This is a genomic window from Nitrospira sp. T9 (genome assembly GCF_052156535.1).
Classification (GTDB): Bacteria; Nitrospirota; Nitrospiria; order Nitrospirales; family UBA8639; genus Nitrospira_E.
This window is the reverse complement of record NZ_JBQKUP010000026.1, coordinates 58,660-79,035: the sequence shown is the minus strand read 5'-3', so window position 1 is coordinate 79,035 and position 20,376 is coordinate 58,660. Positions and strand designations below refer to the sequence as shown.

Genomic DNA, 20,376 nt, shown 5'->3' with positions numbered 1-20,376 from the left:
AGGGAAAAGTCATGGCCAGGACTCTCTGCAACCTTTTACTGTTTCAGATCGGCTGGTTCGCCTGCGTACTCAGCGGAGCCGGCCAACGCGGGTGGATCGGGGCACTCATGGCTCTGGTCATTGTGGCCATTCACCTGTTCAGTGCCCCCGCAGCTGAAGCGGAATTCAAACTGATTATAATTGCCCTGGTGATCGGGGCCGTGTGGGACAGCATGCTCGTGTGGCTTGATTGGCTGCACTACTCCTCCGGCATCCTCATCCCACACACCGCCCCATACTGGATCGTGGTCATGTGGGGACTCTTCGCAACCCTGTTGAACGTCTCACTTCGTTGGTTGAGAGGGCGCTGGTTGATAGCCGCACTTGCCGGAAGCGTTGGAGGACCATTGGCCTATTATGGAGGACACCAGTTGGGAGCCCTCGAGTTTGGTAACCAAAACGCGGCGTTGACCGCCTTGGCCATTGGCTGGGCCGTCATCACACCCATTCTGATGGCACTATCCACCCGCTTTGATGGCTTTGCACCAAGCCTCAAGGAGAGCACCATATGACCTTCTTCATCTACCTATCCGGCCTGGTCGGAACTCTTGTCCTGGCGACACTCACGTGGCTGATCAGTCTCGCCAAACGGGACGTCAGTATCGTGGACAGCATGTGGGCCGTCATGATCTTCGCGGCTGCCTTTATCTATTCAAGCAGCGTGGAGCCCTACTGGAATCGTTCCTCCCTGGTTCTCACCCTCGTCCTTCTTTGGGCCCTCCGGCTGACGGTGTATATCACCTGGAGAAACTGGGGCGAATCCGAGGACGCCCGGTACCAAGCGATTCGCCGCAAGTATGAGCCAAACTTTGCGCTGAAAAGCCTCGGAATCATTTTTGTGTTTCAAGCCGTGTTGGCCTGGATCATCTCCATGCCATTGTGGGTCGCGTTAACCGTGCCATTTGCATACAGCATCTCCGATATTCTGGCCGTAGCCGTGTGGATTATCGGGATGTTCTTTGAATCGGTGGGCGATTGGCAACTGGCTCGTTTTAAGATGAATCCCGCAAATCGGGGCAAGGTGATGAATCAAGGATTGTGGCGCTTTACACGCCACCCTAATTATTTCGGCGAATGCCTGATCTGGTGGGGATTTTTCCTCTTTGTGATCCCGCCCGGCGCTTGGTGGTCGATCCTCTCACCTATCCTGTTAACTTTTTTGTTGCTGGAATTTTCCGGTGTGACATTGCTCGAAGAAACTATTGTGGATCGACGACCAGCCTATCGTGAATACATCGCGAGCACCAACGCCTTCATTCCAGGACCTCAGAAAAAAGCCAACCCCGTAGCCGGTCCTCAGGAGGAAATATCATGATTGGTACGTTCTCCATGATCGAAGGTACATCGCTGTTGTTGGCACTTATGCCCTTTTTTCTTTTCTCCATGGGGATGGCCAGGTCTGCCCAGGACACCAACCAAAAGACTTATGCCTTTAAGGTCTTTCTGGATGATGATGAAATCGGGTTTCAACGCTTTGTGGTGTCCACGAAAGGGACGCGCACGCAGATCAATGTGGAGGCCGAATTCGATGTGAAGTACTTTTTCATCACGTTTTATACTTACCGGCACACCAATGCTGAAGTATGGGAAGGGGAATGCCTCAAGGAGATTCGGGCCAAGACCAATGATAATGGTGAATCGTTTTTTGTGGAGGGGACCTCCAAGGGTGGAACGTTGCGGTTACACACCCATGATGGAGAGCAAACCCTGGAGGGTTGTATCAAAACCTTTGCCTATTGGAATCCACCCTGGTTTCAGAGCAGTCGCCTGCTCAATTCGCAGACGGGCGAATTGCAGCCGGTAGACATTCAGATTGTGGCGGAAGAAACATTCGCACTACGTGGAGTGCCGACTCCCACTCGCCATCACCGTATCATAAGTGACAAGTTTACCATTGATCTCTGGTATACCATGGACGACGAGTGGGTCGGACTACAATCGACCACCAAAGACGGCAAAAAGTTGCGCTATGAACTTCAGTAGGGAAAGAGGAAAATGCACACCTCATCATTGATAGCCTGTGGGCTGCTCGTAAGTCTCTTAGGGTGCAGCAGCCCGCCTCCCATTCAGACCGCCGGTCAGGTCAATCTCGAGCGCTTCATGGGGGACTGGTACGTGATTGCGAACATTCCGACGTTCATTGAGACGGAAGCGTTCAACGCAGTGGAGTCCTATCGACTCAATGACGATGGAACGATCGCCACCACATTTACCTTTCGCAAAGGCGGATTCGAGGGTGAAAGGAAGGTGTATCGCCCGACAGGATTTGTTGTGGATCAGGAATCCAATGCCGTCTGGGACATGCAATTTCTCTGGCCGTTTAAGGCCGACTACCGAATCGTGTATGTCAATTCGGATTACAGCCAAACCATCATCGGCCGCCTCAAACGGGACTATGTCTGGATCATGGCCCGAACTCCCCGGCTGCCGGAGGAGGATTATCAACATTTGCTCAAGATAATTGCTGATCAAGGGTATGACCTCTCAAAAATTCAGCGTGTCCCGCAACGGTGGGAAGTTGGGCGGAATTGATAACCATGAAGAGGAACACGTGAGGATGAGAAGGATCCAGGACATGGCAAAAATCTGTGGGCCGTATCGGTCCTGCCTTGGAATTGATGTGCAACCGTTTCCGGTCCGATCATCCAGTTATGGAAGGCCCCTGTCGGAGCCGGACCGGAAAATCCTGAGGGGCCGCCGGTGAACATTGCCATTATCGGAACGGGTATTGCGGGAAATGTGGCAGCCTATTATCTCAGCCGTCACCACCGGATCGCGGTTTTTGAAGCTAATGATTATGTGGGAGGACATACCCACACGCATGAGATCGCGTGGGAGGGCCAACGGTATCAGCTTGATAGCGGGTTTATGGTCTTTAATCACCAAACCTATCCCTGCTTCACCAGGCTGCTCAAGGACCTGGAGGTTCCGACTCAAGCCTCTTCGATGGGCTTCAGCGTCAAATGTGATCGTTCAGGCCTGGAATATAACGGGACAACGTTAAATACCATTTTTGCTCAACGGCGGAATTTGCTCCGGCCATCGTTCTACAGAATGATCAGAGACATTCTCCGTTTTAATCGGGAGGCCCCCCAGTGTCTCGCGAATCCGGACATGAACACGACACTAGGACACTATCTGAAACAGGCCGGTTACGGGAGAGAATTTCTTGATTGGTATTTGATCCCCATGGGAGCGGCCATCTGGTCAGCAGATCCTGCACAGATGTGGGCTATGCCCGCGCACTTCTTTATCCGGTTCTTTCATAACCACGGGATGCTGAATATTAATGATCGTCCGACGTGGTATGTCATTCGCGGAGGCTCCCAAACCTACGTCAAAAAACTGACCGCTTCCTTTCGCGATCGTATCCGCACCAATGCCCCGGTAGAACGCATCACACGAAACAGGGACTATGTGACCGTGACAAGCGCGCAGGGGTCCTCCGAGCGCTTCGACACGGTATTCATTGCGACGCACGGAAACCAGGCCCTTCGTTTATTAAGCGACGCCACGGCCCTGGAAGAAGAGGTGTTAGGGCCGATGACCACACAGAACAATGAGGCGGTCCTGCACACCGATGCCGGAATGCTACCCAGACGTCGACAAGCCTGGGCTGCCTGGAACTACCATATTCCGGTTCACACACAAAATCGGGTTGCGGTGACCTACAATCTGAATATTTTGCAGGGCCTTCGCGCCCCCGTTCAATTTTGCGTCACCCTGAATAACAGCCGGGACATTTCCCCCGCCAAAATTCTGAAGCGCATGATCTATGCTCACCCGATTTTTTCCATTCCCAGTGTCGGCACGCAACAGCGGCAGGCAGAGATCAACGGCCCGAACCGGACATATTTTTGCGGGGCATACTGGCGATACGGCTTCCACGAGGATGGCGTCGTGAGTGCCCTGAACGCGTTGGAACATTTCAAAAGGACCACGCATCATGCAGAGTTGCCTTTACCACGGACGGATACGGCATCGGCGGTTTGAACCGAAAGCCCATTCGTTCAATTATCCGGTGTTCTATGCGTATCTTGATCTCGATGAGCTCGACAACGTCTTCGAGGGCCGTTGGTTCTGGTCAACGAAGGGCCCTGCACCGGTCAGATTTCAACGAAGGGACTATCTGGGCGATCCCGGAATCCCTCTGCGGACAGCTGTCCGGGACCACATCCGGCGAGAAACCGGACATACCCCGGATGGGCCTATCCGGTTACTCACGCATTTGCGTCATTTCGGTTTTTCGTTCAACCCTGTCAGCTTTTATTACTGCTTCGATGCCCGGTCTCGATGTCTTGAGACAATCGTCGCGGAGATCACCAACACCCCATGGAACGAACGGCATGCCTATGTCCTTTCAAGACATTCAAGCCTTACACAGACCGAACATTTACGTTTCCGGTTTGGAAAGGGGTTTCATGTTTCGCCATTTATGCCCATGGACATTCAATATGATTGGACATTCGGAACTCCCGACATACACCTTTCGGTGCATATGAAAAACTTACAGCACAACCGGAGCATCTTTGACGCGACACTGCTATTGGAGCGTGAACCGATCAACGGGATGAGGTGCGCCCGCGAATTGGCCGGCTATCCCCTCATGCCCTTAAAGGCGCTGGGCGCGATTTATTGGCAGGCCTTGAAACTTTTTCTTAAACGCGTGCCAATTTTTACTCACCCCTCAAAAATTGTTCAAAACCCACAAGAAGGAGCCAGATCGGCAGACAGCCTATGACTTCAAAATCCCTATCAATCCCGTCGACCATTTCGGCGGGGACCACTCCCAAACCCAGGTTTCTGGAGGCCATCGCCAGGCGCGCGCTTCTGAGTCGGCTCAGCCGCATAACCAACGGGGAGATTACCCTTCATGATGGAGGCACTCAACAACGGTTCGGCCGGGTCACGCCGCAATGCCCGCTGAGAGTCACGGTCACCAATCCCCGATTCTACACAGATACGGCGTTTGGTGGATCCATCGGGGCCGGAGAGGCCTTTATGGCAGGCTATTGGCAGATCGATGATCTTCCGGACCTGATACGCATTTTCTTATGCAATCGGGAACTTCTGGACAGAATGGATGGCAAATGGGCCTGGTTAACCATGCCCATCCAAAAATTATTACACCGATTGAACCGGAACACCGCCAAAGGGAGCCGACGGAACATTTCAGCCCACTATGATGTCGGTAATGAGTTCTTTGCCCTATTTCTTGATGAAAGCCTGATGTATTCCAGTGCCATATTCCCGGATTCGTCCATGACGCTTCATGATGCTCAGACGGCGCGCCTGGACCACATTTGTCGCAAGCTGGAATTACAATCCACAGACCACCTTCTTGAGATCGGAACCGGGTGGGGCGGGTTTGCTCTTCATGCGGCTACCCGTTATGGCTGTCAGGTGACCACTACCACCATATCACAACAACAATACGATCTGGCCTGTGAGCGGGTGGCCGCAGCCGGCTTGAATAATCGCATTACCGTGCTATGCACGGATTATCGGGACCTCACGGGAAAATACGACAAACTGGTTTCATTAGAAATGATCGAAGCGGTGGGATACCAGTATTTCGATGCCTATTTTGGCGCATGCAGCCGGCTTTTAAAACCGGAAGGGATGATGTTGTTGCAGGCCATCACGATCGCCGATCAGCGATACGAGGCCGCCAAACGATCGGTGGATTTCATCCAACGGTACATTTTTCCGGGAAGCTGTATACCCTCCATCACCGCCATGAGCGGGTCTATCGCACGATCCAGTGATCTGCGACTCTTTCATCTTGAGGATATCGGGCCTTATTATGTCACGACGCTGAAAGCCTGGCGCGATAATCTTTACCGGAACCGGAAAAACATTCTCAGACTGGGCTACACCGAGGAATTTTTCCGTATGTGGGAATTCTATTTTTGTTATTGCGAGGGAGGATTTACGGAACGCGTCATCAGTGACGTTCAGATGCTGCTGACCAAACCTGGAAATCGTCGAGAGCCGATTCCTTGCATTCAGGTAGCGTGAAAGATCCAACGAGTCCAATGGAGGACACCGTGAAAAACCAATTGTTTGAAACGCCTAAACTTTTTATCGTGGGTATAACTCTTTCAATCATGTTTTCGGGAATCTATGCTCCCATTATTTACGCCGAAGAAGTACCCGTCAAAAAATTCTCCATCACGGTCGAAGAAATGACTATCACGTTACTGGAGGATCCCAGGAAAGAAGTGATCGTTTGGGCTTATGCCCTAAAAGGAGAAAAGCCTTCAGTTCCCGGTCCGATCATTCGTGTCAACAAAGGCGACCTGGTCAAGGTCCATTTCACCAACACGCATCACCTTCCTCACACCATGCATTTCCATGGTGTGCATCCGTTTAATATGGACGGAAATGGTCAGCGAACCATGGGACGGGAGCAACTCCAGATGCCCGGCGAATCCTACACGTATGAATGGATGGCTGAAGATCCCGGTTATTATCTCTATCATTGCCATTTCGACACGGCGAACCATATGGATCATGGCATGTATGGGTTATTTGTCGTCGAAGATCCTACCTGGCCTCAAGTCGATCAGGAATTTGTCACATTTTGGGACGAGTGGGACACAAATGATGATGGCCACTACGATACCCATACGATCAATAGCCGTTCTGCCCCTGATTACAGTCCTATAAAAACCAATGTGGGGGACCGGGTTCGCATTATTCTCGCAAATATCGGATTTGAATTTCATACTCCGCACCTTCATGGTCATAAATGGAAAGAGGTGAATGCCGGAAATCCTCGGATTCCCGGATGGGACAATCCCAACGGAGTGCTCTCCATCGGACCTGCGGAAATTAAAGTCGTCGAGTTTGTCACCAACCATGCAGGGACTTGGTTATTTCACTGCCATGTGGTACCCCATGTGGCTGACGATCGGAAGTATCCTCGTGGAATGCTAACCCTGCTGAAGGTCTCCGACGAACCAAATATGTCTTCCACACAACCGGCCAGTAACCATAGCGTACTAGATGACCAATCCCGTGTTTCTCCGAGTTCCCAGGTGGCCTCCATCCCCGACTCTCAGGGCAGGGAATTTCCATCCGGGCTAGCCGACCGGGGGTATGACGTGTACGACAAAAACTGCAAGGCCTGCCACGGGGCGCTCGCCAAAGGTGAATATGGTCCCGCATTACAGCAAAATCCGATCCTCCAGAATAATGACATGTTTTGGACGACGATTTTAAAGGGACGTGGGAATATGCCGGCGTGGCAAGATCGCTTAACTTCCCAGCAGATTGCCGACGTCCAAGCCTACTTGAAAACACTCAAGCCGGCCCCACCACCCTGAGCGCATGCAAATTCCCGGGGAAAAAGTTGCTTGGCTCCGCTTCTCTTCGGTCCTCGTTCCTACGGGTAAGGAACGGTCTCTGCACACTGGGACTCAAGGACCCGTCCTGGAAATAATTGACCCTTGGCCTACCAAACCGAAAGACCTGAGCTCATGGATGAGATCCCACCTCACCCTTTGGAGTATATTGGTTATATGAATGACTTAATCGCTGCAAGATCCCTAATGGCCATGTCGCTGGGGTTTCATATCATTTTTGCGGTTGTGGGCATGGCCATGCCTCTTTTAATGGTGATGGCCGAATGGCGCTGGCTGAAAACAGGGAAAGCCGTCTACCTGATCATTGCCAAACGCTGGGCCAAAGGTACGGCCATTTTCTTTGCTATTGGAGCCGTCACGGGGACCGTGTTGTCGTTCCAATTGGGACTACTCTGGCCCCGGTTTATGGAATGGGCCGGTCCCATTATCGGACCAGCCTTTGCCATAGAAGGGTTTGCGTTTTTTACGGAAGCCATATTTCTCGGGATCTATCTCTATGGATGGCAAAAGGTGAGTCCGGGTGCACACCTCGCGGCGGGAGGCGTGGTGGCGCTAAGTGGAATCATGTCCGGGGTGGTCGTCGTCATGGCAAACGGGTGGATGAATACCCCCAGAGGATTTATGATGCATGGCGAAATTCCGGCCAACATCGATCCCGTGGCGGCCCTCTTCAATCCCTCGGGTTTATTGCAGGCCCCCCACATGATCCTTGCCGCGTTTGCGGCTACCGGTTTTGCAGTGGCCGGCATTCATGCGTTCCTGCTTCTCCGCCAACCCGACAATGCGTTTCATCAATCGGCTTTGAAAATCGCATTGGTCATTGGTGGAATCAGCGCCATTTTCCAACCGCTCAGCGGAGATTTCCTCGCCAAACGGGTGGCAGAATTCCAACCCCTAAAATTGGCGGTCTTCGAAGCCCAGGTCGAGACGCAACAGGGCGCGCCGTTTCGAATCGGCGGAGTTTGGGATTCAGAAAGAGAAATGTTCGACTATGTGCTGGAAATCCCTTATGCCTTGAGTCTACTCGTCACATCGGATCCCAACGGTCAGGTGATAGGTCTCAAAGATTTCCCACAGGAAAACTGGCCGCCCATTGGAATAACCAGGACGGCGTTTCAACTCATGGTGTTCATCGGATTTTTGATGATGGGCCTGGCTCTCTGGGGCCTTTGGCTTATGTATAAGAAGAACACGCTATTTCATTGCCGGCGATTCCTCCAGGCGATGGTGTTGGCGACGCCGTTAGGTTTCCTGGCAATCGAAGCCGGTTGGGTAGCGACGGAAGTGGGCCGGCAACCCTGGGTCATTGTGGGATACCTGAAAACCGCAGACGCCGTCACACCCATGCCGGGATTAATCATTCCCCTGATGATTTTTGGCGCTTTGTATATTTTCCTGGCCTGTATCGTGATCTGGTTGATGTGGCGCCATGTCGCAGCCACTCCCGATCAGTTTGAGATGACTTCCCCACGGAAGGAGGCGGAACCCGCCTGATGGAACTGGAAATCGCTCTCGCCAATGTCTTACTGATCGCCCTGACGTTTTACGCCTTGCTGGGCGGGGCAGACTTTGGAGCCGGGGTATGGCATCTCCTGGCCAGAGGTCCCACAAGGCGAGCGCAACATCAATTGATCGGAGAAGCCATCGGACCGATCTGGGAAGCCAATCATGTGTGGTTGATTCTGATCGTAACGATCATCTTCACGGCTTTTCCGCGTGCCTATGTGCATATTTCCACCACACTACATATTCCTCTGACCATCCTGGTCATCGGCATCGTCCTTCGCGGATCAGCGTTTGCCTTTCGTCACTATGACATTAAGGATGATGACATTCACCTCAGGTGGGATCAACTGTTTGCTATTTCCAGTCTCATCAGCCCTTTCCTTCTGGGCATGATCATTGGCGCCATTACCACCGGCCACTTTCCCGTCAACCCTGCAACCTTTTTTGATGGGTACATCTCTCCCTGGCTGCAGCCTTTTTCGTTAGGCATGGGATTGCTGACCCTCTTGCTGTTTTCTTATCTGGCAGCCACGTATCTTCTTCTGGAAACCCAGGATCCCACACTGCAGAAGATTTTCCGGAAACGGGCGATTACTGCAGTCCTCCTGGCTGGCATATTGGAAGAATCCGTGATGTACCTGGGACGGTCCGGGGCGCCGCGACTCTGGGGAGAGTTGACGACCAGCCTCTGGGGAGTGTTCATTCAACTCGGCGTCGGCAGTTTGACAATTGCAGCTATCCTGTTGCTCCTGACACAGCGCTACTGGTGGGCCCGGACCTGTGCCATCCTGCAAGTCACCCTGACGATTTGGACATGGGGCATCGCACAATTCCCCTATTTGATCCCCCCCAACCTGACGGTCTTCAATACTGCCGCTCCCGAGGTCACCCTGCATTTTATCGCAGGGGCGTTATTGGTTGGCACACTGTTGCTGTTCCCTTCACTGTTTTATCTGTTTCGAATTTTTAAAGGAAACACCTTGTTTCGAAATAAGGGGCACCATGGATAAGAAGTCCTCTACGGGACACTGCCAAACATCCCCAGATGCGCACCCCAATGTCATGCCTCATTCCGGGGAAACCAAACCCTATCCCTTGACCGTGTATTTTGATGGCGACTGCCCAATTTGTCGTCGTGAGATCGATCTCATGAAAATATTCAACCGGAAGAAACACCTCGCATTCATCGATTTTTCGTCTTCATCCTACCTACCGGCAGAACACGGATTAAGTCCATGTGATTTGGGCCAGGTCATTCATGCCCGGTGGTCGGATGGAACGCTCATTTCGGGCGTCGAGGTGTTCAGGGAAATGTGGGAAGCCATCGGATTGCGAGCTCTCGCAAGATTGGCCCGGCGGCCCACGATCAACAAACTTCTAGTTCGGGCGTATGACTGGTTTGCCAGAAACCGTTTACGCCTGACCGGCCGCGCCTGACCGGGTTCCTCGAACGGATTGTAACGGCATTCATGCGGTTGGCTCATGCAGAGATCGCCTGAGCCCTGTTTCATTCCTAACTCCGGGACGGTCCGACCAAGCATGAATGAATTTTTCAGAATACTGAACTCCTTTGCAACGGGGGAAAACGGGAGGAGCTGGATTCTCGTTTTAGAGGACCAACTTTCCGATGACATCGGCCCCTTGAGCCGGGAAGATCCTCAGGGCCTTGGTGTGGTGTTCATCGAGTCGCATTGGAAACTAAAAAGAAGGCCCTACCACAAGCAAAAAATCGCCTTTCATCTTCTCAACCTGCGTCACTTCGCACTCGAACAGGCGAAGCGGGGTGTGGCCGTTCGCTACCAAACGACCTCCGAACCCTTGCGAGAAACGCTAAAAACCCTCATTCAGGAATTAGGCTCTTTGCGCGTCATGGAACCCGCGGAACTGGAAGTCAGGCAGGATCTTGATCCGCTCGTCAAAAGGGGTTTGGTCACCTTTATTCCTCATGAAGGTTGCTTGACCTCCAGGCATGACTTTGAGGAGGGCGCGGGTAAAGAGCCTCCCTGGCGAATGGATACCTTTTATCGTTTTGTTCGAAAACACACCGGCATCCTGATGAAAGGTCCCCGCCCGATGGGCGGAAAATACAGTTTCGATACCGAAAATCGTAAGCCCTGGAAAGGAAGCCCGCGCCCCACAAAGGAACTCCGCTTTCCGCCCAACCCTATTAAGACCGAGGTCGTCAAACTCGTTGAATCCCGATTTGCCGACCACCCAGGCACACTTCATCCGGAATTTCTTCCGGGAACGAAAAAAGATGCTCTCCGGCAATGGCACTGGGCCAAAACACATTGTCTCCCGCATTTCGGTCCCTATGAAGATGCCATGGCGGAAAAAGAACAGACGCTCTTTCATACCCACATGGCGGCTCTCCTCAACATTCATCGTTTGCTGCCCGGACAGATGATCAAAGAGGTCGAAGCCTTAAGGCTCCCTTTGCCTTCCAAGGAAGGGTTTATCCGGCAGGTTCTAGGCTGGCGTGAATTTGTCCGGCATGTCCATCAGGCAACAGATGGGTTCCGGAATCACTTCCCCAGCGCAGACATCCCCGGTCATGCCGGATACAACAAATTGGTCCGGCCAAAATGGAAGGCTTCCAGGAATGTACCCGATCTGGATGGAGGCGCGACTCCTTCATTCTTGGGAGCCATGAACTCTTTGCCCTCTGCCCTCTGCCTTTTGGGGAGCGGCGAGCGGCCTGCACTGTCTTGATCAAGTGATCGATCAGGTCTGGGAACAAGGCTATTCCCACCACATTACCAGGCTCATGATCCTTGCGAATATTGCCACCCTGCTCGATGTGTCTCCTCGTGAACTGACCGATTGGTTCTGGGTGGCCTATGTTGATGCTTTTGATTGGGTCGTGGAACCGAATGTTTTGGCTATGGGAACTTTCGGGACAGGTCCTTTCATGACCACCAAACCGTATATTTCGGGAGCAGCCTACATCCATCGTATGAGTGATTTCTGCACCGGATGCGCCTTCAACCCCAAAACGAATTGCCCCATTACCAATTTATATTGGGCCTTTCTTGACCGCCACAAAAAGCAATTGCAACAAAATCCCCGCCTCCTGCTGCCACTTCGAAACTTGCAGAAACGAGGACAGGCCACCATTCGTAAAGATCGTCGAATCTTTACCATGGTGCTGCGCGAACTTGAAAAATCCACAAGCTTAACTCCTGCGCATCTGCTCCTTGCCGAAAGAATTTCACCCTGCTCACAGAATCTTGCTTCCTCGAAAAACCCTGACTGCCCCGCTCCCGATCTCCCGGGTGTGTTCTCAACAGCCTAGAAACATTTCTTTGGACAGATTCGCACACTTTCATTGAAATCCATGACGGCCAGGTAGGGATGAGCATCCAGGCTTTGGGCCGGGAGCCGAATGGACAGACAATATTCGATAAGATCTGCAGGAACACCTATCCTATCCCCCAAGCCACTCTTCATTATCAAGAATTCCCGAACATTTTTTAATCATCCAATTTTTTTATGATTACATGAATTTTTATGTATTTGTCTATACATGTAAAATTAGTATTCAATAAATCATGGATAGCGAAGGAATACATAAAGCCTTCACAGCAGGGACGGAAGGCCGTCTACTTTACATGGAGGATTCAAAAATGAACACTCGACTGACACCAACCAAAGCCTTGAGTTTCATGTTTGCGTTAGCTCTCGCCGGACTGCTGGCTTGGCCTCAAATGGGCACAGGCTGGGGTATGGAAGGCAGCGGGCAGTTGCCTTTATTCGACGGCAAATCCACCTGGATCATGGCCACCGATGAGGGTATTCAGGAGGAAGAGGTGGACTGGACACTGGCCGGCAAAGATACCAGAGACTCTATAGCGAGGATGAGACAGACTGGACGTTAGCCAGCAAGGACGCCAAAGACTCCGAGGAGGATGAAACCGATTGGACTCTGGCCCAGGGTGAGTCCGATGATGTGGACGAGGATGAGGCCGAGTGGACAACTGCCAGCAACGACAGCAGTGATGAGGAAGAGGAGGTCGATTGGACCCTCGCATAGGGACTTGTTGGATGGGAGGATTTTCAGCGAAATTATCCTCCCACCCATTTTCCGTCATCACCATCCCGGAGGTCTTCCGAACCAACTCGTCCCTGTAAACAACCGCTATTGAAATCTGATTCAAACTGAAGAGGAGATCCGAATCATGCGTACCCATAACCCATCCGTGACCGGCCGTACATGTGACGTTTTAACAAAGGCCCCCCAATCTTCCTGCTCGAGAATTATTCCTCTTTTGACTTTAGCCCTTGCCTGGACGGGCGGGTGTGCCGGCTCTTCTTCTCTCGGGCTGGAAACGCAATTTGAAAAAGAATTGAATTCTTCGTCGATCATCCAGGAAAAGCTTTCTATTCAATCTCAGGACCGGCTTCCGGCTGGAATGGCCATCGTCATGTCCTCGGACCACTCCCGGACTACGCAGGCGCTGACCGACAATAGCTGGTTACAGTTCGCGGCCAGGGTGAAGCAGGAGGTTCAAAACCAGGTTCCGCTTTCCGTTGAGGAGGTCATCCGTCTGGAGGACATCCCCTCCGGAGATAAATTCAACCTACTGGACGGGCTGAGAGCTACCAAGGATCTCGATGTGGTCCTGGTACTCCTGGCAGCCAACCAGGAAATCACGGGACCGGCCCAGTTTGATCTTCTCCCCGAAGTCAGTCGGCTCAACGGTCAGCAGACGGAAAACCACGCGACGGTCGAATTAGGTTTGCTGGACATCAAGTCTGGGAAATTACTTCTCCGGGTACTAGGCCGCTCTCATGCAACCCTGGAACAATTGGATGTCCCTCTGGCATCCAACCGGTATCCCAGAGTGAGAGGATCTGCCATGACCAGCGCAATTTATCCTGAAGAAGGTAAGGCTCTTGAGACTGTCAGAATGATTGCATTACACGAGGCCCTTGATCAGGCAGTCATGAAATTGGCTCAACAGTGGGCTGACGGAGTCGGTGAACCTGCTCCTTCCAGCAGGACTTCTTAAACAGGTGCAAACTCCTCGCTTCTGGATGGAATGAAGGATGAAGACAACCCGAGGTGGGGTCATAGTGGTTCCTACGGCCCCAAATAGCATTCCGAAAAGGGACTCTGATAAATTTTCCTGTTAACATTTCGATATTCGTCGTGTTTCAGAAAAACTAAACTAACAAGGAGGGATCAAAATGAAAGCCTTTGCGTATGTGTTGATTGGGGTCTTAGGAGGAGCGGGGCTGGTGTTCTTTTTTACAGGATCACCTTCACAAAACTTTTTATCTTCCCCGATGACTTATGCCATGCCTGCACCTGAAACAGAAGATGTGAAGCCCTGGTCGGGAGACGATCTCCTGGAGATGGCAAAAATTTATGATCAACAAGCCGATGAACTGCAAAGTGAGGCCGTTCGCATAGAACAAAAAGCCACGTCCCTGATGCTCAAACCGCACATGGATCCTAAAGGCTTCCAACGGACAAGCCTCATGCATGTGGCCTCCGCACGCTGGCAAGCAGCTCGGGATCTTCATGAAATGGCCGCCATGCACCGGCAGGAAGGGCAACGTCTTTTAGCCTTCAAAAGTCCTGAAGGGTCTTAAGCCACAAAAAACCATACCAAATGGTTTGAGGGTGGTGAGAGTCAAAGACCATCCTCCTGGATCTGCTCCACTGGAAAGGGGGAAGCCAGACAGCATGTCGTTTGAGGTATTTTCATGAAATGAGAAATTCACAAAATCTTTTCAGGCTGAACCGTGGCGTCGAAAAATGGTTTTTTCAGCTGAGTCGACAATAGCCAGCACACCAGGGTGTTTAAGGCGTCGCTCAGCTGAGATGGCATAAAATTGCTCTCGGATACCGGAAACGATTCCGATTTTTTGCACCGCATATTGCCGGGCAATCTCTTTGGCCATGACAGCCGATCCCGGAAAAATGCCTTGGCCGGCCCCTCCAAATGCCTTCATGGTGGCACCATCTTCAAATTCCCCGATTACTCTGGGAACGATTCCAATGCGTGCGAACCACTCATCCATCCCACGACGAAGGATCGAATTACTCGTCGGCAGGAGAAATGGGGCATCGGCTAACGATTTCGGAAAACCTTTTCGATATTTTGTCGCTATTTTTTTCGTCCCAAATAAGGCCACCCCCGATTCTCCCAGAAGGTGACTGTGCCCTTGAATTTTGACAGTGGCGGGAATGGGGGTATCTGCCAACACGAGATCCAACGCATGCAAGGCTAATTCTCCCAATAACCTGTCCAACCGTCCCTCCCAACAGACAATTTGCACAGGCTCGCGGAGGGTATAGACCGATTCCAGCAGTTTGTAGGCCACCATTTTTGGGACAACTTCGGCAATGCCTACCACTAATTTCAAAGGACGATGAGTCGGTCGACCTTTCAAAAGGTTGGTGAATTCCTGCCCCAGTGAAAAGATTTCCTCGGCATACCGGTAGGCCACCTGTCCCATCTCGGTCAAGACCAGGGTTCGTCCGACCCGATCAAATAACTTTTCTCCCAGGGATTCTTCCAACGCACGAAGCTGAGCACTTAACGCCGGTTGGGAGAGGTTCAGCTCTTCACAAGCACGCTTAATGCTGCCTTCCCGCGCGATCACCCAGAAATACAGAAGATGATGGTAATTTAACCATTCCATGTACGGAAGCATACATTCAGTTTTTAAATGATTCAAGAAAGAATTATGAATTTGTTTATGTCAACGACCAATGGTGATAATTGGGGATATTGAAAAGTATGACAGGACTTGGCTTTGCGATCCGAAAATCCTAATATGACATATCCGATTAAGATATCGATGAGCCACACTCCGGCATATGATTCCGTTTCGGCGCTCCCTCTAGACGAGGGGTGCGACAGGTGAGACGAATCCCCAGGAAACTTGGTGGACAACCAGTAACCGATGGCTCTTGAGCGTTTACCCACAAAACCATCCGGCTCTCAACTCGTTTCCCGCCAGGACCTTTCTTCGCTACGCGTTACCGGTCGTCCGGCACAGTATGAGTCATGGGCAGCGGTCATAATACCCACGAAATTGTACACCGCGACCCGTCTCGCCATCGGTTGTTTTCTTCTGTTTACTCTCATTCTTGTCTTCGTTCCATGGCCCCAAACGATAACCGCTCAGGGCCAACTATCGGCCTATTCCCCTGCCGAACGACCGCAGGAAGTTCATGCTCCCATAGAAGGGCGCATCATGACCTGGAAAATCAACGAAGGGGTTATGGTACAAACAGGTGATCTCCTGCTTGAACTTGCCGATGTCGATCCCAAATTTCTCGCCCCCGATCTGTTGTCACGCCTGGACCAATCCAGGGAGGCTCTAGAGGAGAGACGGGAAGCGGCGTTATCCCGGGCCCTGTTATTGGAGAAACAAATCGAGGAAATGAAAAAGTTGAGCGACGCGGCCACCCGCTCGGCCGATTCCCGGGTGCAGGAAGCCGCCCGGCGGATTCAAAGTGTCGAACAACGGCTGGCGGCCGCAAAAATATCAGCCCAGACCGCTCAACTGAACTTACAGCGCTCGCAGGTGTTAGAAGCCGAAGGCCTCCTCTCCCGGCGGGATCTCGAGTTGGCCATTCAAGCGGAAGCGGCCGCTCAAGCCGAACTCAGATCCAGTGAAGCGGCTCTTCAGGAAGTGGGCCAATCACGTCAGGCCCTGTCGTATGGGCGGACTAAAATTGAAGCAGAGCTGGTTCAACGAATTCTTGACACCCGGTCACAACGGGCTTCGGCACTGGCGGAAGCCGCCAACGCATCGAAGGAACTGGCCGACCTGGCCTTGACGCAATCCAATGCCGTCCAACGACGGGCAGCCAGCCGTATTACCGCCCCCATGGATGGGACTGTGGTGCGAATGGCCCGGGTGGGCCCAGGTGAGATCGTACATCCCGGCGATCCGTTGGTCACAATCGTTCCAACCACCGCCACTCGTGCCGTGGAGATGTGGGCGGACGCCCTGGATGCCCCACTGCTCAAACAGGATCGAAACGTGCTTCTGATGTTTCAGGGCATACCAGCCATTCCCTTACCATCCTGGCCTGAATTGATGGCGGGCACGTTCGATGGCCGCATTCGTGTCGTGGATCAGACATCGGACGCACAAGGTCGCTTCCGGTTCTGGGTGGTACCGGATCCGGCAGGCTCACCTTGGCCACCACAAAATCAAGTCCGGCAAGGCACCCAAGTGATGGGTTGGGTCCTGTTGAACCGGGTACCTCTCTGGTATGAACTTTGGCGCCGCGTGAACCTTTTCCCGGCTGACTACCAGGAACATGGCAAAGCTTTGCCACAGTCCATTCTGCCCAAGGCCGGAAGACCCGGAAAATCTGCTTCCGCCTCTTCTCCGGGCTGCTTCAGGACCGGACGTCACTCCTACCCCAAACCAGCAATCCCGATCGCTACATCTGGAAACTGTGCTCACCCTCGTGGAAACCCAACATCCTCTTTTGCATGGAAGCCGGACGGAAAAACTGGAAGCGCAAGGCAAATTATTAAAAGCCATGGGAGCATTTGAACCGACCTTGGTCAATGATTGGGAATTGGAACGGCTCGTGAAAGACGGGCAGACCAAGAGTGTGGGGTTTAACGACACGCTGATCCAGGCCCGCCATCCCTGGGGAATTTAAGGGTTTGCAGGCTGGCGCACCGGTATCGGAGACGTAGATGTGGCCGACCTTGGAGTTCAACGCACGAATCAACCTCTCCTCGGTATCGTTTTGCCTCTCCTTCGAGGCTTGGGTACCAACCCCGAACGGGGCGAATTGGAAAAATCCAAACTCGCCGAACAGGAAGCGACCCTGAACATTCAACAAACACGTCAGGACCTGTATTTGGGTGCGGCTACGCAATTTTGGAAATGGGTCGGGTCAGGGAAGATTGTGGTACTGCAGCAGGAAGCCTTAGACGTGGCCAAGGCCCGTCTGCAGCAACTCACCCGTCAGGCTGCAGCAGGGGCGGTCGCGGAATTTGACGTCACTGAAGCCCACCAGGAGGTCTAACGTCGATTGGAAAACCTCATTAAGTCCAAACGGGAAGCCGAACAGGAACAATTCAAACTGTCCCTGTTTACCTGGAACGATAATGCCCTTCTCTCCTTCGATCGGTATTCGATCCCTGAATTCCCGGCGTTCAATGCGTCAAGCCAGCAGACAGGAGGAGATCCCGAGACCGAGCTGGCCCAACAGCGCCGACCCGAAATCCTTCAAGTGTCCCTTGAAGCCGCACGTAACAACATTGATCTTGGCGTGGCCAAAAACAACTTGCTCCCCGATCTTCGTGCGGAAGCCGAACCCACACGCAAACCCGTAGAGTTTGTGCTGGGTCTGGGGTACCGATTTGGCGTGCAATTGAGTTTTCCATTTCTTCAACAGGACGCCACCGGCCAAAAGCTTCAATTAGAGGCCAAGGCTGAACGATTAGTCTGGCTGCCTCGGTATCGGGTGCAGCAGGTGGCCCTGGATATCGAAAACGCCCGCTCGGCCCTGGATCGGGCGAAAGAGCGCATAGAGGCGGCATTTCAATCCCTTGCCTATGCCCGTTCCCTGGTTAAGGGTGAACGAAACCGCATTCAAATGGGTGCCACGAATTTACTGTTTGTCAATCTTCGGGAACGCAATGTGATCGAAGCCCAAATCATTCACATTCAGGCACAGGCTGAATATCAACAAGCCAAAGCTTTTTACTCATGGGCTATCGGCGAATGGACGCAACCTGTTACCTGAGGACGTCAAGGACGCGATGCACAATGGCTCCCCTCCCCCTTCCGAACGATCCATGAACCAGGAGGTGCTTCAACATGTGGCGACCTTTTTCAGGCAGGAACGCCAGATCCTGCTCACGATCATCATGTATGCCTTGGCCGTGGGCCTCTTTTCCCTGATTATTCCCCTCACGGTCCAAGAGCTGGTGAATACCTTCGCCTTCGCCATTCAACCGATCATGGTGGTCACCCTAGTCAGTATCATGGCCGGCATTCTTGTATTTGTCGGGATTTTCAAAACCCTTCAATTTTTCGCCACGGATCTCCTTTAACGCCGTATCTTTGTCCGGTTCACTCTGGCCTTTGCGCGAACCTTTCCATCGATTCAGGAAACCCAATTTCGGAGTGAATACGCCAGCCGGTTTTTTGAAATTATCTTTATGCAGCGAGCCGTTGCCGCGTTATTGGTGGATCTGACCAATGTGGCAGTCGGAGGAGTCATCGGCATAACCTTGCTCGCCTTGTATCACCCGTATTTTCTTTTCTTTGATCTTCTCCTCTTGCTTGCGGTAGGCTTCATTGGCATATTGGGGCACGGAGGACTCCAGGCTACCCTACACATGTCCGAGGCAAAATATGACACCTACCATTGGTTTCAGGAGATTGCCGACAACCTCAGCCATTTTAAATCCAGCCTGAGCCGCGAACTTATTCTGCAAAAAGCCGATTCCCTGGCCCACACGTATGTCAGTACACGACAATCGCGTTTTCGCATTCTTGTTCGACAATACATCGGATCCCTGCTCCTTCAGGTGATTCTGCACACCGGCCTGTTGGGCACAGCAGGCTGGTTGATGAGCCAGGGGCAACTGACGCTCGGTCAACTCGTCGCTGCGGAAGTCATTATTGCCACCCTCCTGTTAAATCTGGAATCGGTGATCAAACGCACGTATGTCATCTTTTATTTTTTAACTGCCTTGACCGAAATTCATCATATTTTTTCTCTCCCCAAGGATCAAAGACCGACAACTCAATTTGTCCAACTGCCGGCCACCGGCTCTCCACAAGGATTGGCACTTTCCATCTCCCATGTACGGGGCCTGCCCCCGCCATGGCCACCTACGCTGGAACTCAACATGAACCTTGCCCCGAGTGAAAAATGGGCCATCGTCTGTGTCACGGAGTCCCAACGGCTGACGGTGTCCAGACTGCTGGCCAGATTGGATCATCCACCGCAAGGATCCATCCGGTACAATGGCATCAATGTCCGGGATCTCCACCCCGACGACGTCAATGAAACCCGCGGGCTCGTCCTGAGCCGACATATGACCCTCTTTGAATCCACCCTGATGGAAAACATCACCCTGAGACGAAAAAATCTGGCCACAGAAGATTTGTTGTGGGTTCTGGATTTGGTGGGCTTACAGGAGGAAATCGAACACATTCCTGACGGATTACAAGGTATGGTTCAATACGGCGGAAAAAACTTTTCTCCAAGTCAAACGATTCAAATTTTATTGGCCCGTGCCCTGATCGCCCGTCCGAAACTGGTTATTATCGATGGGGGTCTTCATGAAATTTTTTCTTCCCGGAGAGAGTCCATTATGAACGCGATTTGCGACACGAAATATCCTTGGACAATTGTTATCGTTACAACCGATTCCAATATTAAAAAATTTGTGCAGCACAGTATTGTATTGGAATAAAAGGTGGTTCTTAGGAAATCTTAATTAATCCAAATCGT

At 52.1% G+C, this 20,376-nt stretch carries 23 protein-coding genes; 22 read left to right on the top strand and 1 reads right to left on the bottom strand.

Going from position 1 to position 20,376, the window contains the following annotated elements; all coding sequences use genetic code 11:
* Positions 1 to 11: 11 nt before the first annotated feature.
* The 16 genes from ACTRXD_RS03775 (at position 12) to ACTRXD_RS03700 (ending at position 14,513) form a co-directional block, all read left to right on the top strand.
* A complete protein-coding gene (locus ACTRXD_RS03775; protein WP_442430508.1) occupies positions 12 to 551 on the top strand; it encodes a DUF2878 domain-containing protein in 540 nt (179 codons plus the stop codon).
* Positions 548 to 1,354: a DUF1295 domain-containing protein gene (locus ACTRXD_RS03770; RefSeq protein WP_442430507.1), complete on the top strand. Its 807-nt coding sequence runs from the start codon at positions 548 to 550 to the stop codon at positions 1,352 to 1,354. The genes ACTRXD_RS03775 and ACTRXD_RS03770 overlap by 4 nt, the downstream gene beginning before the upstream one ends.
* Positions 1,351 to 2,022, top strand: a complete 672-nt coding sequence (locus ACTRXD_RS03765) for a DUF6134 family protein (RefSeq protein WP_442430506.1) — start codon at positions 1,351 to 1,353, stop codon at positions 2,020 to 2,022. Before ACTRXD_RS03770 ends, ACTRXD_RS03765 begins: the two co-directional genes overlap by 4 nt.
* A 12-nt stretch (positions 2,023 to 2,034) precedes the next feature.
* Positions 2,035 to 2,571, top strand: coding sequence for a lipocalin family protein (locus tag ACTRXD_RS03760; protein ID WP_442430505.1), 537 nt, complete (start codon positions 2,035 to 2,037; stop codon positions 2,569 to 2,571).
* Positions 2,572 to 2,739: 168 nt separating this feature from the next.
* Positions 2,740 to 4,032, top strand: coding sequence for an NAD(P)/FAD-dependent oxidoreductase (locus tag ACTRXD_RS03755; RefSeq protein WP_442430504.1), 1,293 nt, complete (start codon positions 2,740 to 2,742; stop codon positions 4,030 to 4,032).
* Complete coding sequence (locus ACTRXD_RS03750) at positions 3,983 to 4,780, top strand: DUF1365 domain-containing protein (RefSeq protein ID WP_442430574.1); 798 nt, start codon at positions 3,983 to 3,985, stop codon at positions 4,778 to 4,780. The genes ACTRXD_RS03755 and ACTRXD_RS03750 overlap by 50 nt, the downstream gene beginning before the upstream one ends.
* Positions 4,777 to 6,060 (top strand): class I SAM-dependent methyltransferase, encoded by a 1,284-nt coding sequence (locus ACTRXD_RS03745; protein ID WP_442430503.1) that lies wholly within the window; start codon positions 4,777 to 4,779, stop codon positions 6,058 to 6,060. Before ACTRXD_RS03750 ends, ACTRXD_RS03745 begins: the two co-directional genes overlap by 4 nt.
* Before the next feature lie 29 nt (positions 6,061 to 6,089).
* Positions 6,090 to 7,370, top strand: coding sequence for a multicopper oxidase domain-containing protein (locus ACTRXD_RS03740; protein ID WP_442430502.1), 1,281 nt, complete (start codon positions 6,090 to 6,092; stop codon positions 7,368 to 7,370).
* A gap of 195 nt (positions 7,371 to 7,565) precedes the next feature.
* Positions 7,566 to 8,903 (top strand): cytochrome ubiquinol oxidase subunit I, encoded by a 1,338-nt coding sequence (locus ACTRXD_RS03735; protein WP_442430501.1) that lies wholly within the window; start codon positions 7,566 to 7,568, stop codon positions 8,901 to 8,903.
* Positions 8,903 to 9,925, top strand: coding sequence for a cytochrome d ubiquinol oxidase subunit II (locus tag ACTRXD_RS03730; RefSeq protein ID WP_442430500.1), 1,023 nt, complete (start codon positions 8,903 to 8,905; stop codon positions 9,923 to 9,925). Before ACTRXD_RS03735 ends, ACTRXD_RS03730 begins: the two co-directional genes overlap by 1 nt.
* Entirely contained in the window at positions 9,918 to 10,352 is a 435-nt protein-coding gene (locus ACTRXD_RS03725; RefSeq protein WP_442430499.1) for a thiol-disulfide oxidoreductase DCC family protein, read from the top strand. The genes ACTRXD_RS03730 and ACTRXD_RS03725 overlap by 8 nt, the downstream gene beginning before the upstream one ends.
* A gap of 102 nt (positions 10,353 to 10,454) precedes the next feature.
* Positions 10,455 to 11,627, top strand: coding sequence for a cryptochrome/photolyase family protein (locus ACTRXD_RS03720; RefSeq protein ID WP_442430498.1), 1,173 nt, complete (start codon positions 10,455 to 10,457; stop codon positions 11,625 to 11,627).
* 4 nt (positions 11,628 to 11,631) lie between these two features.
* On the top strand, positions 11,632 to 12,210 hold the full coding sequence (locus ACTRXD_RS03715) for a hypothetical protein (RefSeq protein WP_442430497.1): 579 nt from the start codon (positions 11,632 to 11,634) through the stop codon (positions 12,208 to 12,210).
* Positions 12,211 to 12,541: 331 nt separating this feature from the next.
* Positions 12,542 to 12,793 (top strand): hypothetical protein, encoded by a 252-nt coding sequence (locus ACTRXD_RS03710; RefSeq protein ID WP_442430496.1) that lies wholly within the window; start codon positions 12,542 to 12,544, stop codon positions 12,791 to 12,793.
* A 300-nt stretch (positions 12,794 to 13,093) separates the two neighbouring features.
* Positions 13,094 to 13,927: a hypothetical protein gene (locus tag ACTRXD_RS03705; RefSeq protein ID WP_442430495.1), complete on the top strand. Its 834-nt coding sequence runs from the start codon at positions 13,094 to 13,096 to the stop codon at positions 13,925 to 13,927.
* Between the two features lie 178 nt (positions 13,928 to 14,105).
* On the top strand, positions 14,106 to 14,513 hold the full coding sequence (locus ACTRXD_RS03700; protein WP_442430494.1) for a hypothetical protein: 408 nt from the start codon (positions 14,106 to 14,108) through the stop codon (positions 14,511 to 14,513).
* Positions 14,514 to 14,654: 141 nt separating this feature from the next.
* Here the strand turns inward: ACTRXD_RS03700 and nhaR are convergent, their stop codons facing one another.
* Positions 14,655 to 15,569, bottom strand: a complete 915-nt coding sequence (gene nhaR, locus ACTRXD_RS03695; protein WP_442430493.1) for a transcriptional activator NhaR — start codon at positions 15,567 to 15,569, stop codon at positions 14,655 to 14,657.
* 264 nt (positions 15,570 to 15,833) lie between these two features.
* Here nhaR and ACTRXD_RS03690 point away from each other — a divergent pair, with 264 nt between their 5' ends.
* The 6 genes from ACTRXD_RS03690 (at position 15,834) to ACTRXD_RS03665 (ending at position 20,338) form a co-directional block, all read left to right on the top strand.
* On the top strand, positions 15,834 to 17,447 hold the full coding sequence (locus ACTRXD_RS03690) for an HlyD family secretion protein (protein WP_442430492.1): 1,614 nt from the start codon (positions 15,834 to 15,836) through the stop codon (positions 17,445 to 17,447).
* Positions 17,434 to 17,559: a hypothetical protein gene (locus ACTRXD_RS03685; RefSeq protein WP_442430491.1), complete on the top strand. Its 126-nt coding sequence runs from the start codon at positions 17,434 to 17,436 to the stop codon at positions 17,557 to 17,559. The genes ACTRXD_RS03690 and ACTRXD_RS03685 overlap by 14 nt, the downstream gene beginning before the upstream one ends.
* Positions 17,560 to 17,598: 39 nt before the next feature.
* The gene (locus ACTRXD_RS03680) at positions 17,599 to 17,931 is read left to right on the top strand and encodes a TolC family protein (protein ID WP_442430490.1); all 333 of its coding nucleotides are present in this window, start codon (positions 17,599 to 17,601) and stop codon (positions 17,929 to 17,931) included.
* Between the two features lie 6 nt (positions 17,932 to 17,937).
* Positions 17,938 to 18,654 (top strand): TolC family protein, encoded by a 717-nt coding sequence (locus tag ACTRXD_RS03675; protein WP_442430489.1) that lies wholly within the window; start codon positions 17,938 to 17,940, stop codon positions 18,652 to 18,654.
* A gap of 16 nt (positions 18,655 to 18,670) precedes the next feature.
* Positions 18,671 to 18,964 (top strand): hypothetical protein, encoded by a 294-nt coding sequence (locus ACTRXD_RS03670; protein WP_442430488.1) that lies wholly within the window; start codon positions 18,671 to 18,673, stop codon positions 18,962 to 18,964.
* A gap of 108 nt (positions 18,965 to 19,072) precedes the next feature.
* Positions 19,073 to 20,338 (top strand): ATP-binding cassette domain-containing protein, encoded by a 1,266-nt coding sequence (locus ACTRXD_RS03665; protein WP_442430487.1) that lies wholly within the window; start codon positions 19,073 to 19,075, stop codon positions 20,336 to 20,338.
* Positions 20,339 to 20,376 lie beyond the last annotated feature (38 nt).